Annotated in this window: 11 protein-coding genes; 4 read left to right on the top strand and 7 right to left on the bottom strand. The window is 46.6% G+C overall.

Going from position 1 to position 16,492, the window contains the following annotated elements; translation table 11 throughout:
• Positions 1 to 138: 138 nt before the first annotated feature.
• The 7 genes from AKN87_RS03025 to tssA form a co-directional block, all read right to left on the bottom strand.
• Complete coding sequence (locus AKN87_RS03025; RefSeq protein ID WP_053102419.1) at positions 139 to 2,937, bottom strand: type VI secretion system Vgr family protein; 2,799 nt, start codon at positions 2,935 to 2,937, stop codon at positions 139 to 141.
• 59 nt (positions 2,938 to 2,996) lie between these two features.
• Positions 2,997 to 3,773, bottom strand: a complete 777-nt coding sequence (locus tag AKN87_RS03020; RefSeq protein WP_053102418.1) for an OmpA family protein — start codon at positions 3,771 to 3,773, stop codon at positions 2,997 to 2,999.
• Between the two features lie 2 nt (positions 3,774 to 3,775).
• Positions 3,776 to 4,756, bottom strand: coding sequence for a type VI secretion system-associated protein TagF (tagF, locus tag AKN87_RS03015; protein ID WP_053102417.1), 981 nt, complete (start codon positions 4,754 to 4,756; stop codon positions 3,776 to 3,778).
• Positions 4,756 to 8,439 carry a type VI secretion system membrane subunit TssM gene (gene tssM, locus AKN87_RS03010; RefSeq protein WP_053102416.1) on the bottom strand — a complete coding sequence of 1,228 codons (3,684 nt, stop codon included), beginning with the start codon at positions 8,437 to 8,439 and terminating at the stop codon, positions 4,756 to 4,758. Before tssM ends, tagF begins: the two co-directional genes overlap by 1 nt.
• A 14-nt stretch (positions 8,440 to 8,453) precedes the next feature.
• On the bottom strand, positions 8,454 to 9,854 hold the full coding sequence (locus tag AKN87_RS03005) for a hypothetical protein (RefSeq protein WP_148561487.1): 1,401 nt from the start codon (positions 9,852 to 9,854) through the stop codon (positions 8,454 to 8,456).
• A gap of 138 nt (positions 9,855 to 9,992) precedes the next feature.
• Positions 9,993 to 10,256: a PAAR domain-containing protein gene (locus AKN87_RS12075; RefSeq protein ID WP_080995489.1), complete on the bottom strand. Its 264-nt coding sequence runs from the start codon at positions 10,254 to 10,256 to the stop codon at positions 9,993 to 9,995.
• Between the two features lie 41 nt (positions 10,257 to 10,297).
• Positions 10,298 to 11,344: a type VI secretion system protein TssA gene (gene tssA, locus AKN87_RS03000; protein WP_053102414.1), complete on the bottom strand. Its 1,047-nt coding sequence runs from the start codon at positions 11,342 to 11,344 to the stop codon at positions 10,298 to 10,300.
• A 280-nt stretch (positions 11,345 to 11,624) separates the two neighbouring features.
• Between tssA and AKN87_RS02995 the strand changes: the two genes are divergently transcribed.
• The 4 genes from AKN87_RS02995 (at position 11,625) to AKN87_RS02980 (ending at position 16,461) form a co-directional block, all read left to right on the top strand.
• Entirely contained in the window at positions 11,625 to 14,372 is a 2,748-nt protein-coding gene (locus AKN87_RS02995) for a type VI secretion system Vgr family protein (RefSeq protein ID WP_053102413.1), read from the top strand.
• Positions 14,373 to 14,381: 9 nt separating this feature from the next.
• Positions 14,382 to 15,326, top strand: coding sequence for a DUF4123 domain-containing protein (locus AKN87_RS02990; protein WP_053102412.1), 945 nt, complete (start codon positions 14,382 to 14,384; stop codon positions 15,324 to 15,326).
• Positions 15,327 to 15,382: 56 nt separating this feature from the next.
• Complete coding sequence (locus AKN87_RS02985; protein ID WP_053102411.1) at positions 15,383 to 15,853, top strand: DUF3304 domain-containing protein; 471 nt, start codon at positions 15,383 to 15,385, stop codon at positions 15,851 to 15,853.
• 140 nt (positions 15,854 to 15,993) lie between these two features.
• Positions 15,994 to 16,461, top strand: a complete 468-nt coding sequence (locus tag AKN87_RS02980) for a DUF3304 domain-containing protein (protein WP_053102410.1) — start codon at positions 15,994 to 15,996, stop codon at positions 16,459 to 16,461.
• Positions 16,462 to 16,492 lie beyond the last annotated feature (31 nt).

Below are 16,492 nucleotides of genomic sequence, written 5' to 3'. Positions count from 1 at the left end.
TATTGGCAACGACCAATAATGCTTTTGCTTGCAGTCGGTACTTTGGGGTCGCATACAGTAACTTTAACTTGAGTGGTTTTGTTTTCTGTTAGAGGGGCTAGTGTAGCTGTTGCACTGCCTTATAATGGATGACCTATATTAGTCATTCTTTTCTTCTCCTAACATTATGACACTTAGCTCTTCAGGTTTAATGCTTCCTAATGGCTGAATAATAAGGCCGGACTGAGAGGTTATTCCTGATTCCTCTGTGTTGTTGGTATTGTTTTTAAGCACATAATTTACACCTGACACAGGAATGCCAGTATCGCCCCAAGTGGCTACAAACTGTTGATTATAAGTTGGGCTTAGTAGGCTTGGGCCTGAAAGAGCTATTGGAGTGAGTGTCGCCAGCCCCTTCGGTAACGCCTTTGCCTTAGCAGTCTGGCTATCACCAGCCGTCCAGTTATGGGTAGCGGTGTTGACGGTAAAAGTGCCCTTGGCAGAGAGGGTGAGGTTGGCGCCATCCAGAGTGATGGTAGCGCCGCCAGCGCTGAGCACAATTTTTTGTTGTGCATTTACTTCGATGCTACTGCCAGACGAAGTGATGGTGGCGTCTTTATCGGCCAGGATGGCTAGGGCATTGTCGTTGGCTTGTAGGCTAACACTACCGTGGTTGGCTATTATTTTTGCGCCACCGTCGGTGGCATATAGGCTAGCACCGTCGCCTGTGGCCAGAGCCAAGCTGCCTTGGGCGGCTAGGTGAGCATCGCCTTGGCTGGCAAACAATTGATGTTCGCCCGCATAGTGGGCGCTGCTGTTGGGGGTGCTAAGGCTAATGGCGGCGGGGCTATCAAGTACAAGGTGGGGCTCGCTAAAACGCGCCACAGGCTGGCCATCGGGCTGTTCGGCGGCTTGGCCGTTCACGTCTTCTTCATAGCGCCCTTGCTCTTCAGCATCGAGGTTGGGTAGGGCCTTGCTCAGGCCTTCAAGGGCGGCGAGGTTTAGGCCGCCGCCATCACCAGCGGCGGTGCCAAAATTATCCACTTGCTCTTGAGTGGCGCGCAATTGTGCCACGGCATCTTGATTGTCCATTTGAGTGATTTGCCCGTGAGGACGCGGCGTGGTGGAGAGCAACAAACCTTCACTGGCACGTAAGGTAGCCCAGCCCCTGCTGGTGAAGGTGGCACCTTCGCCCAGAAAGCGGCCACGGTAATTGTTTGGCTGCTCAATCACATAGCCTAAGTTCAGTTGGCTGTTGGCCTGTGTGTGCTGCAAGCTGTGGCGCAATTGTTGGGGGGCATCGTCAAACACCCAGGTGCCGGCGGGTTGGCCATCGAGGGTTTGAGTGTGAATGCCCGAAAGGGCACCTGGGTGGTTAGCGCTGCTGTCTTCGCCCGCATTAAAAGGCGGTAGGGCATTGCCATGGTAAAGCTGGCCAATAATCACAGGCTGGTCAATATCGCCTTGGGCGAACTCCACTAACACCTCGCTGCCTATGCGGGGCACAAAGCTGCTGCCACTGTGGGCGCCGGCTGCTGTTTCTGCCACCCGCACCCAAGTGCCACTGGTGTGATCTTGCGGGGCGTGGCCTTGGCCTTCATCGCCGGTATCGGTGTAGCCGCCGGCAAGGGGTGCCGCACCGCGTTGCCAGTAAAACTGAATGCGAACCTGATGATCGCGTGTACTGGTTAAAGGCTCATCGGGTACACCTACCACTTGGGCAGTGCAGCAGATGGGCGCTTGCGGCTTGGGTAATACTGTGGGGGCGATAGGTGTGCCCGTGGGTACCGCAATAAAGCGTTGGCGATAATTGCCTTGTTCCAAGAGCGAGGCCTTAGTTGAATGAGCGCTGCCGCTGGTGAGGTTGTTCGTGGCTACATGTTGAATACTAAGAGGAATAAAGGTATGCCCATTTAAACTTGGGTGTTGAGTGATTTCATACCTTTGTGCCACCTGCAGGGTGCGCACAGCTCCTTGCCCTTTGTAATGGTGGGTAAGTAAGCGTGTAGCCTGTAAGTGTGCGGTAGCCTGATACTCGGCTTGTGCTTGTAGCGTGGTGGGTAAACTAGCATGAAGCAAACTATCTAAAGGCGGGAGGCTAGGCATGCCCGTAGGCCAAGTTGTGCTGGCTTCGCCCGTGATGGCTTGCACTTGCTCGGCATCCCAATGTTGTATGGTGGTTTGTTGGTTTGCTAACGCCAAACATTCATTAAAGGTGGTAAGGCTATCCGTTTTTTCAGTGGCATCTATGCGGTGGTAGCGTAGGGCAAAAGGAGTGCCTAAGGGTAACTCTAGGCTAGCTTCAGCATCAATGATAACCACAGTGTGGCCAGCGGTGGCGTCGTCAAGTTGTTGCGTTTGTTGGTGCTCAATGTACCAAGATAGGCCATTTTCGCTGAGTAGACGGCGTAAGAACTCAAAATCAGTTTCTTGATACTGCGTATAAATGGCTTTGGTCAGCAGGGGGCTGCGCACATCGGCACGCCAGTGCAGGTTTGGGTAGTTAGCAAACAATTGACCCGCAATATCTAAGGCAGATTGCTCTTGAAAGATAAGCGTGTTTTGGCGCAGATGCATTAAGCCTAATGCTGATTGAAGTGTTAATTGATAGCGCGTTAAGCTGCCATCACTGTCTGCTAGGTTAGCTGTGGTAATAACACCATGCCAGTAGCGCCTCTGACCGGTGGCCGTGGCAATACCCACCCGCGCAGGTTGCCCCGGTAGACGAGATAAGTCTATGTTGGCTGAAGTGCTAAGACACTCAAGGATAAAATGGTAATCTTGGTTGATACCTTCGCTGCCCTCGAAGCTTGCCAATAATAACGGGCTGCTTGCTTCGATATCGAGCGTTAAAAAGCGAGATTTTTGTGATGGTGTGCCAAAAGCTTCAGCTAACTCGTTGAGTGAGGGGAGGGAAGATGATGAGAGATGCTTTAGCTGATCCATTGGCGTCGTCATAATAAGAATCCTTTTCTTGCAGTTCGTTAATTTATATTGCGCTGATAAGGGGGTTGTTTTTATTTCTCAGGATCTAAAATAATAAAGTCAATACGGCGGTTGCGCGCTTGCCCCTCTTTAGTGGCGTTACTTGCAATAGGGTTGTCTGGCCCCATACCACTAACGGATAAAGTTTCAGCTGGTACACCGCGTTTAACCAGATATGCTTTTGCCGCTATGGCTCGATTCAAGCTCAATAAAATATTATTGTTACGATTTCCGATATTATCAGTATTACCTACAATTTGGATAAGCGGTGTGTTGATTTTCTTAATAGTGCTTGAAATTTCATCGAGTAGTTTTTCACTGCTGGCGGTTAGCACATCTTTACCGCTTTCAAACTCAATAGTCTGATTCTCTAAAATTGCATTAAGCTGCTCTTGTTTTGAGTTAACTACTTCAAGGGAGCCTGTAATATTATAGTTTTTATTAAATGTATTTGCGAGACGGTTAAGAATTTGTTGTCGGGCTAATTCACTATTGACTAGGCCTTTTAGTTCTACTGTATTGCCTGTTACGCTAATTTCACCTTTACTAATCTTTTTAATATCGGGTTGGATCATATTAGTAATAAACTTATCCCAGTTGGCTGGTGTGGTCACGCTGCTTACTTCTAGGCTATCCACTACAAGATCAGCACCATATAGCTCACGTAATCTACTTAAAATTTCTGTTTTAGTGGCGTTATCTGCTACAGTACCAGAGACAACTACTTTGTCATTGCTATTGGCAGCTTTAACAGCGTTATAGGGAAAAATAGTAAGTGATAACAATAAAGCATTCCATAGCAAACGCATGGCTAAGCTCCAAGAAAGGTTGTATGAAAGGTATCTCTAGCAGTACTTAGGGATAACTCCCGATGTTCTGTGTAGGTTGCTAGTTTCGTTAGGCTAGGGTTAGAGTCGATATGATCATCTACCCACTCAGGATTGTAGAGCGGTACAAAATTACTTTCGAGGTGCTGTGGATTAAACATAGCTTGAAGGTGATTGCTTTCTAGACCGCTAAATCCAATGGCAAGCATAGCTGGTCCTGTTTGGCGTTGAAGAAGTAGAACGCGAAAATCTGCGCGCTTAAGAAAGCCAGCTATCAGATCCATCCATAGCCCAGCAACTTGGTATTGTGCATTGATGGTGTCGGGTAGAGGTAGAAGAATACCTTTTCCCACGCCTGTAGACCCAGCATTCATAATGGGCTGCAATAAAATACCAAGTGCTAAAAAGATGCGCCTGACATTCGTAGTGCGCTGTGGAGTTTCTAGCAGTGCTTGGAGCGAGCCTAAGGTGTGCCCTTCCAGAAACCGTTGCAGCTCAGCATCTTGGACTTTCAGGTTAAGGTTGATTTTTGGTCGATCCGTAAGGAGTTGTTGAAGTAGAGAGTCTACATTTTTTGCCGCAAGAAGGGCTTGGCTAGCAGCATTTAACTTGTTCCATAAAGGGGACAGCACAAACGGTGAGCGTGCTATAAATGCTAAAGGCTCTGATACTTGTAGCGCAGTGGCTGTAATAAATGGAAAGCGCCGTCCTGAGGCGTCTTGGCTTGGCAGTAAATGCCCACTGATAACAACTTTGTTACGCGACCCCATAAGGGCGAAGTTAATAGAGTGACTTAAGTCATACAGCTGCTTCCAAGCAATATTATGAGCTAGCGCTTCTGATGTTTCTCCAACCCATTGATCAAGTCTAGCAATAAGTTGATGATTGTTAGAGGATGATTTAATAAAATCTGCTTGACTCCGGAGTTTACCAAAGTAACTAATGTTTAGTGAAGTGATTTGCATTAATTGGTTTCCTGCTGGTTTGGCGCAGTCTTAACAACTTGTTGTGGTAGTTGGCCACTAAGTCCTCTGCGAGCTGAACCGTCCCCATTCATTTGGGGACTACTTATAATGCGTAGTTGAACATTGACGGAAGTATTATTATGCTTCCAAGCCAAGTTGTATATTCCGTGCTTATTAATATTGCCTTCTGCGGATTGAAAGAGCTTAGCAAGTGCTCCTGCGCCAGTAAACTCTTCCAAAACTATATCGGTTCCACTGTTGGTTGTCGCACTCACTTTTGCTGTCTGATTAGGTTCTGTATTGCTCCAAGTAAAGGAGTACCATTGCGCAGGTGTATTACGATAGTGAAGTTTCTGGCCATTAATTTCTATGGTGTAACTATTTATATGGTCAGTTGCAGGGCTTGGACGGATTTGAAAAATAGTTTTATTTGAGCCATTGGTAACTTCATCTATCGGTTCAATCCAACGTCCGAAATCAGATAAAATACTTGGTGTTAAGGTAATGCCTATATCAGCCCACTGTTTGGGGGTAATGATATCGCCACGTTGATTAATCAGTTCACCTAGGTCTTCTTTTATAAACTCTGCAATCGCTCCTGTAGGACCAAAGAAACGAGAGATTTCCTGTGGAGTTGCTTGCATATTAGCATTACTATCAAAAGGAAACTTACCTGCTAGTAAACGGTTAAAAGGATCATATACTTTAACTTTCCAAGAGGTATTTATATCTTGCTCTGCGACCGGAACTAATGCGGCGAATGTTTGTGTGAGAGGCCTAAGTAGTATGGGTCTCAGCATATTGCGCTGCGCTGAGTCAAGGCGATTAATCAGTTCTCTATCTACAAGTTGCAGTCCTTGAGATAAAACCGAGCTTTCACTGTTTAATGTTTGCCCCATGAGTTCTTTTGCACCTGGGCCCGGTGTATCCTGACTATGAATTTGGTTAAGTATATTGCGTAGTTCGGCTAGCATTACCATATAGCTATCAAATAAAGCTGGGTTACTATCTTTTGCTAACATTAAATGTGTAAGGCCAGTGAAATGCTTCCCTATTGCACCTACAGTGGAATTGGATAGTTCAAAGTCTGCTACCGAGTCATTAAGGGTTTGAGGTGCACGTTGAGAAAATAAGCCTTTGAACCAAGCAACAATACCATTGCCTGAATCGCTGATACCTTGCGTTAAAGGGGAAGGGTTATCCCAAGAAACTTGGGCATATACGACATTAAAAAGCTGTTTAATGGGAGAGTTTTTTGAGTCGCTTAGTTCGTCAATGCCTGCAACTGCCGCTTTGAAGTTTTCGAATTGTTTAACGTCAATACCTCGAATAAAATTTTGCCAGTGTGTTACGTAATCTGCTTTGTACAGCTCAACAAGTTGTTTCTGGATTTGTTCAGGACTCCCCATAAGTGTGAGATCTGTATCCTGCTCGGTTTCTAGTACCCAGTCAGTGATACTTAACTCGTTGTTAGAGGCACTACGAATAGCGTTTTTAATATAACCGTTCCAAGCTTCGTAAGTATAAGCAGCAGGGATGGCGTAGCTTCCTGTGAGTAGTGATTGGTTGTCTTCTGTATTTAGTATTGAAACAACGGTCATTGGAGCGTAACGGTTTGCTGCTCTGGCAGTGATTTGAGCGTACACTTTACGTATAGCAGATATACCGCTGATGACTTGCTGTAATGAAGTCCGTGCATCTGCCACTAAAGCATTTTGAGTACGAATGGTTGGCCATGTAGGCTCATTATATTCACTGGTATAGAAAGTAATCAGTTTTTGTGTAGTGGTAATCAGTTCTTCACGGCTCATTAAGCCACGATTTGCCACGAGCCAACTGCGCCAAAAACGTGTTAACTGAGCAGCTAAGAGTACGGGCTCAACATGTTGGGGGTTTTTTAGCATCAGATAGGCTTTCAAGGCATTATAAGCTTGCTCTGTATCAGTAGGCGAAGGCTCCACATATTCACTATTACTACTACGGTTGATGTTATTTTTATTTGGCTCAACGGCAGTTAACTCGTCATGGTGTTCTACAACTTTCTCTAAGTACGCTTCAAGATTTTGAGTAACGGGGGACAACATAATTTGCTGCATACCGTTAAAGTATTCATGGCGTAGTTTCTTTTCAATATTTTTACCTTGATATAAGCCAAGACCCAGCATCATGGGATGGTCATTACGGTATTTTTTTAGTTGCTGCAGGCGGTCTTGCAAAATAAGCAAGGCTTGTAACCGAGAGGCTAGATCTACTTGCTCGTGCTGGATTGCAATAGCACTTTTTAGATCAGCCTCTACATTTGCAACAAGTTGGCGATTATTAGTATACGACCAAGTCCAGCCAGCCATAATTAAGCTGAGAGCTAAGGCCGTGCCTACGAGTGCAATAAAGCGAGTTTGTCGGCGTTGTTTGCTAGAATATTGCCTCACTAATTGTTTGTCGGCAAAAATAACTTTGCGGAATAAATCAAGCAAAAAGTAGCTTCGACTGTTTGGTTCGATTTCTGTGGTTATTGTTTGGTTGTCGGTTGTAAGATGAAAGTTTTCGCTGATTTGTGCTGAGGCTTTTTGTACCATGGCAGGTTCTTGTAGTGCGCTGGTAAAATAAAAGCCTCTAAATACAGGTTTGAACTGAAAAGGATTGTCTTCAAATAATGTAGAAATAAAAGTGCGTAGAGCACCACGTACTTCTTGAAATTCTAAGGGCAGGGTTAGCGCAGCTGGAGAGACTTGCTTTTCACGCTGTAAAGCAATTTGCGATAAACTCATCTCTTTTAAGCCATTTGCTAGCTCATCAAAGTAGCGATCGAATTCAGCAATAATATTCTCATTGCCATCAGGGTGGAAAGGTAAAGTAGCTCCCCATACTTGGCTGCATTCGTTTTCATCTAAACTGTTGAAAAAATCATTAAACCCCGCAATTAAATCCATTTTAGTAAAAATTACATAAATGGGGGGAATGACTTCTAAGTATTCTGTAAGATCTTGGACTCGATTGCGTAGTTTTTTTGCTAAATCAATGATGAATTCAGGGCGGTTTTCTGTTAGGTCAGCAATGCTTGCGGCAACGATAATGCCATTGATAGGTGCACGCGGGCGGTGTTTACGAAGTAAATCTAGAAAGCCTAGCCATTCGCCCCTGTTTTCACTTTGTACAGAATACCTACCTGCAGTGTCGAGAAGGATACCTTCAGAAGTGAAATACCAATCACAATTACGAGTACCGCCGATCCCTTGGATAATAGTGCCATGCTCATCTGCAAAGGGAAAAGTAAGACCAGAGTTGGCAATTGCTGTACTTTTACCAGCAGCTGGATTTCCTATAATCATGTACCAGGGTAATTCGTAGAGAGCCTCTCTTCCTTTGGTTTTACCTAAGCGGGAGCTTTTAATTGACTTAATAGCATCGCGCATACGGTCACGGATTGCGCTGATATCTGCGGTATCAGCTTTTGTCGCATTAAGAGCATCGTCAAAGTCATCAGACATTTTTTGCGCATGTCGCTTGCGAGTAAGTTTTTGAGTAAACATAGCTAAGAGAGCCGCAAACAGAAAAGCACCGATCCAAAAACTAAGTAACTTTAACGTGTTGCTGCTAAGTAAAAATAAGGCAGCTACAATCAGGATAGCGATAATGGCTAGCATCTTGGGATCAGTAAGCAGTTGACGCAGGCGTTGTTTCATTAGAGCAGATTCCTTTATGCAGTGAGTGCAGGTGTGTTTTTTTGTATGGGCGGTAAAGGCGTTACTTTCATAACATGGCGCAGCAAAGCATCATGGTGACAAAATACTAATGCAGCCAAGCCCTCATTTTCACATTCGTGTTGGGCAACAGCTAAAGCAGCTAGTGGCAAAACAGTGTTGGCTGCTCCGTTAGCAGTACCTAAGCTATATAAGCTGTCTAAAGGGTCTTGCTCAGGCAGAAAAGTAGAGGCAAAATTTAATGCTTCCCCAGTGCGGCTAGGTCGGAGATCAGTATCTGAAATTAGCTTCCAGTCTTGCTCTTCAGTAGAAGCGATAGCTTTATTAGCAAGATTAACTAGTATGTCTGCTTGAAGTCGTTGAGGCAGGCTTACGTCTTTGCTGCGCTTACCGGAAAATAACCCACCCAATACAGTGGATTGTGTGGGAACCTTATAAAATTTAGGGACGACTAGCAATCCTGCTGCGCCTTCTCCTGGTACAAGGCCTTCTGGAGTGTTTGGACGATAAAGCATGTGCTTGCTATCCCACGCACTTATAGTTTCCTCATCAACGGATGAGTCGCTCACTAATAGCAAGCGAGGAAGCAGTAATGTTTCTTTGTGATAGGCAAGATTAAGCTCATCTACTTCCAGCAAAGTATTACTTTTGACAGAAATCGCGCGTGATCGTAGTTGTATTTCAGGAAAGCCCCAGCTATGGGAGGAGAGTTGCTGTGCGAGCCAAAGTTCAGCAGCAGCACAATGCGAGGTATCCCAGTGATGGGGTAACAACCAATCAATTTGCAGCAGAGGTGTTTGTATTGCAGTGGCGTCAGTAACTGGCTGTAAACGAAGCTTGTCCAGATGCTTGTCAAGTAAACGTATAACGAGTTTTTCAGTAATAAGTAAATTGCGTTTATAAGAATCGGGCCAAGATTTGGCTTCCGAGGGTAAACTTTCTTCAATGTTCTGAATATCGATATTTTTAATGTCTGCAATAAAAGCAGGGCTGTGCTGATTATCTTGTAAAGACTCATGAGGGGTGGGTCGCTTATTTTCCTTGCAAGCGGCTATTAGCTCATCTGCACTTTCACCCTGCGGTAATATAAAGTCCAGAGCAACAAAGGGAAGCGTCCAAGAGAGAGCTGGATCTTCTTCGGGCTCACTGGGAGAGGAAGTGAGAGGGGGCTCACTTTTAGAAATTAGGCGCTCTTTGACAAACCTAGCAGTTTTGTTCACCGCAATATAAGTGAATAATAAGAGTAAGGGTAAGCCAATGAGATAAAGTAAAATGTCTAATGTAGTAGGCACTCGGTTGATAATTAGCCAGCGAGAAATTACTGCTAGCCAAACGAGAATTACCATTAAAATAATGAGACCTATCTCTTTTAATATTTTTCGTAGCTCCATTTTCATCCAAAATATTACTTGATTAAAACATAACGATTATTATATGCCATAGTCTTATGGTTTTAGGTTATATTTTATAAACTGATTATGATTGTAAGCTGTAATTTGTACATTGTTTATTAACCAGAGAGTTGAGTTTTACAGTTATCCAGCAGTGCTTGTGGCTTGTCTGGCTATGAGAGTAGCTCCGCAAGCTGTTTTGTCATTTGCCCTAGCTATTGGTTTTCCTTGCGATAAAGTGGTCGGATCTCCAGATATTATTGGGTAAACACCTTTACAGCGGGGGCAAGAAACATTGTCGCCCACACAGGCCGCAGGCTTGCCATTCACAGTTACTGTAGACGATGCACTGATGACTGCACCGCCATGACTAGTTTTATCACCAAGAACAATTATAGGTTGGCTCATATACGTACCCTCTGAGGTGTTATTTCATGAGAAGCGTTTGCCTAATATGTTTCTTCATCTCTGGAGAATCCGAGCAGCTCCTCGAGGCGATTTAATGCGCCGCTTTCTTCTTTTAGTACGGCTTGGAGCCAAGAATGCAGAGGCATATTTCCCCATTCTACTGCACGTTCAGCCAGATATATTACAGGGCTATGAGGTTCTGTTTGTTTGAAGTAATCTGCAACACGTTGTAGTTGTAGTAGAGCTTCGTTACGTGAGTTAATGGCGCCGCTATTGATTATTATTTGTGGTGTATTTGGCTCGAGATCTTCAGAGGGGACCTCGGTTTGTTCTGATGTTTCGTGTGTTGTTTCTTGGGGGGCTATTTGAGCACCCGCTGCATTGATAAGCCTATTGGCATTAGCGGCGACCTTTTCGAAGGTTTCTCTTGCTGTGCTAAAGCTAGGGCCGTCATCTCCCAGCTTTTCGTCAATAATGCTTTCTAATTGGCTTAGAGCGTTTTTTGCTATAGGTAAGCTTTCAGCTATTTTTTGGTAAAACACAATAGGCGTAGCGGTTCTGGCGCGCTCAATATCTGCCATGGTCGGACCAGTGCTATTGTCGTTAGAGCGAATGGCGGCATCAATATCAAGCGCGGTGAAATTCCTCTCAGGAATTTGGGTCAGTGGTATGGTATACATCCACTCTTTAGATTGTGACAACATCCAGCTAAGGTTGCCAACACGAAGCTCTGTGTCTCCATCTTCAATTTCAGGGTGCAAACTATCCCAGAAGTGTTCGCAAAGACCTGCTATGAGCTGGTATCCAGTGGCTAACCCCTGAAAGCCATAGAGATGCGTGGCAGCTTCAGCAAGCCAAGCCGCAAGTCGTAAATCTTTACTTTTTTCTGTTAATAGAGCGGTACATTGCTTTAGGACGAGTGGCCAGTCGGCTTGTTTAATTTCTGTAACCCACTCGCCTTGATCTAAAGAGGCATCATCACTGCGCCGAGCCTCCTGAATTTGATCAAACTCAAGTGAGAAGGAGATATCTTCACCTGCTGGCGAGGTATCCGAAATTGGTTGCAGTAATGCATTGACATCAATCATATTACAATCCGTTGTTAAATATAGGCTAAGCAAAAAATTGAGCTAATTTAGCGGGTAAAGACATTAACATATTAATTTAGCTTTGTGGCCTTGAAATTGCTTCATGACCTTAAAAGTGTGAAATTGGGCAAATATAGATATTGAGTGGGGTAGGTGGTTTGATATTTTTGCTAATGTTTTTATCTTGAAAATTGATTATGGTAGTTAAAATTCCCGTTTGGAGAGCGTTGCGTTATAGCCTCCAGGAGTTAATTTAATACTTATCAAGGAGATGATTGAGATGGATCTAAGGTCGTTTTTCTCGGGCGTAGCCCTATCGGATCGCCGACGGTTGTACCGTTTGCAAGGCGCGGCATCTTTTGAACACCTGCATGTGGAGCGCTGGTGTGGCAGCGCCGCTCTCTCATCTTGTTACGAATACCATATTGATACCCTTGCGGCCGATGCCGCCTTGCCTTTAGATGCCTTTCTTGGGAAACCCGTTTCGCTACTCACAACATTGGCTGATGGTGCTACGTGTTCGCGCTCTGGATTAGTGCGCGAAGCGGCGTGTTTGGGCAGCGATGGCAGTATGACCCGCTACCGTTTGACGTTGGTGCCATGGTTGTGGGTGTTAGGTGAAGGACGCCGTAGTCGCGTTTTTCAAGAAAAAACGGTGCTCGATATTGTGGAAGACGTGCTGGCTGACTATAGCGATTATGCTGCCTGGGAAGCCACGCCTGAGGTTGCCACATGGCTAGAAGGCGTACGCCCTCGCAGCTATGCCGTGCAATACCGTGAAAGTGATTTGCAGTTTATTGAGCGGTTGCTGGCCGAAGAAGGATTAGGGTACTGTTTTATTGAAGATACTGATGCCCCCGCTGGCCATAAGCTGCGTATTTTTGCCGATAGCGCACAATTGCCCGAAGAGGCAGGCTCGGCTGCCACGGGGCAGGGGATCCGTTACCAGCGTGCCGCTGCGGTGGAAGAGAGTGATGGCATTCAACAGCTGGCACCCCACGCGGTGTTAACGGCTTCTCACGTTACGTTATTAACCCAAGATTACAAAGCCAACGCCGCCACAGGTGCCTCCTTGCCGGTGAACAGCCCCCACACCACTGGTGAGCATTATGTGCTAGCCGGGGCTTATGCGTTTAGTGATAGCCGCGAAGGGGCGCATTATGCCACGGTGGCAGCACAAACCTTAGAGGCGCAACAAGCCACATGGCAAGGCCTTAGCACTTGGCGCGGTGCCCGTGAAGGGCAGCGCTTTCGGGTGGCGAACACGTCATGGCGCAACGCTAAACAAGCTCTACCCAATGCCTTTTTGTGGACGACCTTGCACGAGGCAGGGGTTAATAACCTGCCAGAGAGCTTAGCTACTTCTGTACCCGCTTTACCCCTAGCCGATGATGCCTTATGGCAGCAAGCCAAGCGCACAGGCTATGCCCAACAATTTAGCGCCCTGGATGCGGCCATCCCGTTTCGCCCAGCACGGCAAGATCAACACGGCAATTGGTTGCACCCTAAAGCTACCGTTTCTGGGGCGCAAACGGCCCTCGTGGTGGGCCCCCATGGTGAAACCGAGCCAAGTGAAGCAGGTGCGGTGCACACGGATAAGCTAGGGCGCATTAAAGTGCGCTTTCATTGGATGGAGGCGGGGGCGTCTTGCTGGCTGCGCGTGGTGCAGCGCTATGCGGGTGCCGGGTTTGGTGCTCAGTTTTTGCCGCGCATTGGTCAAGAGGTATTGGTTAACTTTTTAGATAACGATATAGATCGCCCCATTGTGATGGGCGCCTTATATAACGGCCAAGGCGAAGGTGGTATTGCGCCCACACCAGGCGCGGTGGAAGCAGCCAGTGTAGGCGAGCTGTTTTCCCAAGCGGCGGATTTTCAGCCCAGCGCCCAGGGTAACTTGGTGGGCGGCAACAGCCCCGCTTGGCACGGGCAAAGCCCCGAGGCGGAGGGGCATCATAATGCTGCCGCCTTATCGGGCATTAAAACCGAAGGGCTAGATGGCCAAGGCCACAACCAGCTGGTGTTTGATGATACCGATAGCCAAGGGCGTGTGCAGCTAGCCAGCAGCCACGCCAGCAGCCAGTTAAACATGGGCCACCTAATCCACCAAGCAGATAACTACCGCGGTAGCTTTCGTGGCACTGGCTTTGAGCTACGCACCGATGCGTATGGCGCCGTGCGTGGTGAAGCGGGCGTATTGTTAAGCACTTATGCGCAGCCCAGTGATGAGCCTGTGGGCGATGCCACAGGGGCGAGCGCTTTACTCAAACACCATGAGCAACTGGCTAACAGCCTGAGCCAAGCCAGCCAGCAGCACCAAGGGGTTGGGCTAGCGGGGGCAGAAGGCAGCCAAGCCAAGGTACAAAGCCGCTTAGATAACCAGGCGGCCCCTTTATCTGCCTTGGCACAGCATCAAGCGGGCCGCGTGACTGGCTCCGATTACACCCAACAAGCAAGCACCACCGAACGCGAGAGCGTGCCCCACAGCACCGCACCCTTAGTCACCTTAAGCGCTCGCGGCTCCCTCGTGGCCACTGCCGGTGGGCCCATGGCCTTCGCCGTTGGTGAAACCTTAAACTTGGGCAGTGGTGAGCACACTAGCCTCGCAGCAGGCGAGCATCTGCGCCTGCACAGCGGCCAAGCCTTGGGCATTACCGCCGGCACTCAAGGCGCAACAGGTGTGGGTATTCACGTGGGAGCAGCGAAAGGTCCTGTACAAATTGAAGCTCAGCACGGCGCTTTAACCTTTGCCAGCGATGATGACCTTCAAGTTATCAGCAACACCCAATTGAACCTCGCCGCGGCCGATAGCATCAAACTCGCTACCGCGGGCGGTGCCTATATCGAAATCAAAGACGGCAACATCACCTTCGGTTGCCCAGGCCAACTCACCGTAGAGGCGAGTGCTCACCAGTTGGGGCCGGCGGCGGGGTTGAGCACCAAGCTCCCCATTTTCCCTGACTCTATTTGCGTGGAATGCTTGATGAAGCGTGCCGCTAACCGTGGCGGCCTTGTGAGTAAAAACCCTTAAGGATGAGCTATGTCGCTTGCTGTGTTACCAAACTGGTTGCAAGACGAACCAGAACAAGCACCCACCGAAGCAACGTTTTATTGCTATGCCATCGTTGATGCGGCCCAAGATCAACGCTTACCTCAAGCGTTATCGGCCCAACACAGTGCCTGCCTGTTGGGCACGGATGTCACCATTCAACAAGCATCGCCGCATTTGGTGGCGTTGGGTGAACAATCCCAGTTGAATACAGGAACGTTGCGCCGTTTAGCGCAACAGTGGGCGGGCTCGTCTTGCGTGATCTTACTGCGAAGCCAACTCGATTTTGATGCCTTGTTGCAATATTTAATAGACCATGTGGAAGTAAAGGCTAATAAGAGTACCACCATGCTGCTGGCTTGGTGGGATCCTGCAATATTAGCGCCGCTGCTTGGCGAGCCAGCAGATAGGAGTAATTATGTTGGAGGCCCCATTTTTACTGACCAACAGCGCCATTCCTTTTTAGCCCCGATAGAAAACATTGCTTGGTGGAACCGCGCGGGTGAGTTGCAACAAAGCAACCTAAGCCACTTAGAAGAAAGTGCTCCAGCCGATGAGCACAAAAAAGCCCTTCCTCTTTTGCCTTTGCAGTTTGAGCCCTGGCAGGTGCGTATGATGGTGAAAGCCACTTTGCCTGATCAAGTGCTATATGAGATAGGCTTAAACCAGCCTAATTTGTTACGAGGGCGTGATACATATAAGAGCTACCGCTTGGCTTGTGAATTATTGGATGCAGCAGAAGGATATGGAGTTAAAGCAAAACAGGAGCAGGTAAGCTTTGTTGGCGCAGGCTTTATGTTAGGTGAAAGATTTTACGATGTGCCTTTTGTACACGAGCGGCTGGTACAGGCCAAAAAAAATGGTGAATCTTTCGGTAATGTCCTGAGAAGCTTAAATTCAGAGGATATAAAAATTATCATAGATGCTGATAAATGAATTTAAGAAATAAAAATAATCCAATGTATTTATATTTAATGTAGGAACAGAATGGTATGCGTAAAAAAACACTGGGAGTGTTACTTATGTTTTTCTTATCAGGCTTTTTAGGCGGTTGCGCCTCGCGCTCTGCAACGCTGAATGTGACGGTAATTAATTATACGGATTTTTCTGTGTTTGACCTACAAATAGGAAAAAGCTTTGTACAAGGACACTATAGAAAAAAATCGGGGGGCGGTAGCGTTGTTGGTGGGGTTAAGGTGCCTGTAGGAAAAACAACAGTTAGCTGGTTTTATGATACTTTCCGAGGCGATCCAAGAGCTCGTACAGAATATTTTAAACGCGACGTAGAAGTAGTGGTTCCTAAACCCTCAAAAGGCGATCGATTTTTAGGTGTTCATATTTATCCAGGCGATATCGTGGAATTTTCTTTGAGTAATGGCATTCCTGGTAAGAAGAAGCCGGGGGAGCCTTATGATGATCTTTGGTACAAAAGAAATGATCCTTTTTATCGTAGTTGGGATTAATGTTTTTAAATTAAAGTAATAACGGCATGGATATTTGCTATGGATAATTTATTTCAAACCCACAAAGATGCTCTGGATGGCATGCTAGCAGCGTTTGATGAAGTGTAACGTCAATATATTTAATGTAGGAACAGAATGGTATGCGTAAAAAAACACTAGGGGTGTTACTTATGTTTTTCTTATCAGGCTTTTTAGGCGGTTGTGCCTCGCGCTCTGCAACACTGAATGTGACGGTGCTTAATTATACGGATATTAATGTTTATGATATTGCTATTGGAGATAGTTATGTTCAAGGACATTACTGGAAAAAGTCGGGTGGTGGAAGTGTTGTGGGCGGTGTTCGAGTTCCTATTGGTAAAACAATATTTCATTGGACATATAGCACACATCCTGACGATACGCGGCCGGAATCTTATTTTATGCGCGAAGTAGAAGTAGTGGTTCCTAAACCCTCCAAAGGCGATCGATTTTTAGGTGTTCATATTTATCCAGGCGATATCGTGGAGTTTTCTTTGAGTAATGGCATTCCTGGTAAGAAAAAGCCGGGGGAGCCTTATGATGATCTTTGGTACAAAAGGAATGATCCTTTTTATCGTAGTTGGGATTAATGTCCTTAAATTAAAGTAATAACGGCATGGA

Origin of the sequence: Thiopseudomonas alkaliphila, from assembly GCF_001267175.1 — a bacterium.
In the GTDB taxonomy this organism is placed as follows: Bacteria; Pseudomonadota; Gammaproteobacteria; order Pseudomonadales; family Pseudomonadaceae; genus Oblitimonas; species Oblitimonas alkaliphila.
This window is presented reverse-complemented; position numbering and strand designations above follow the sequence as displayed.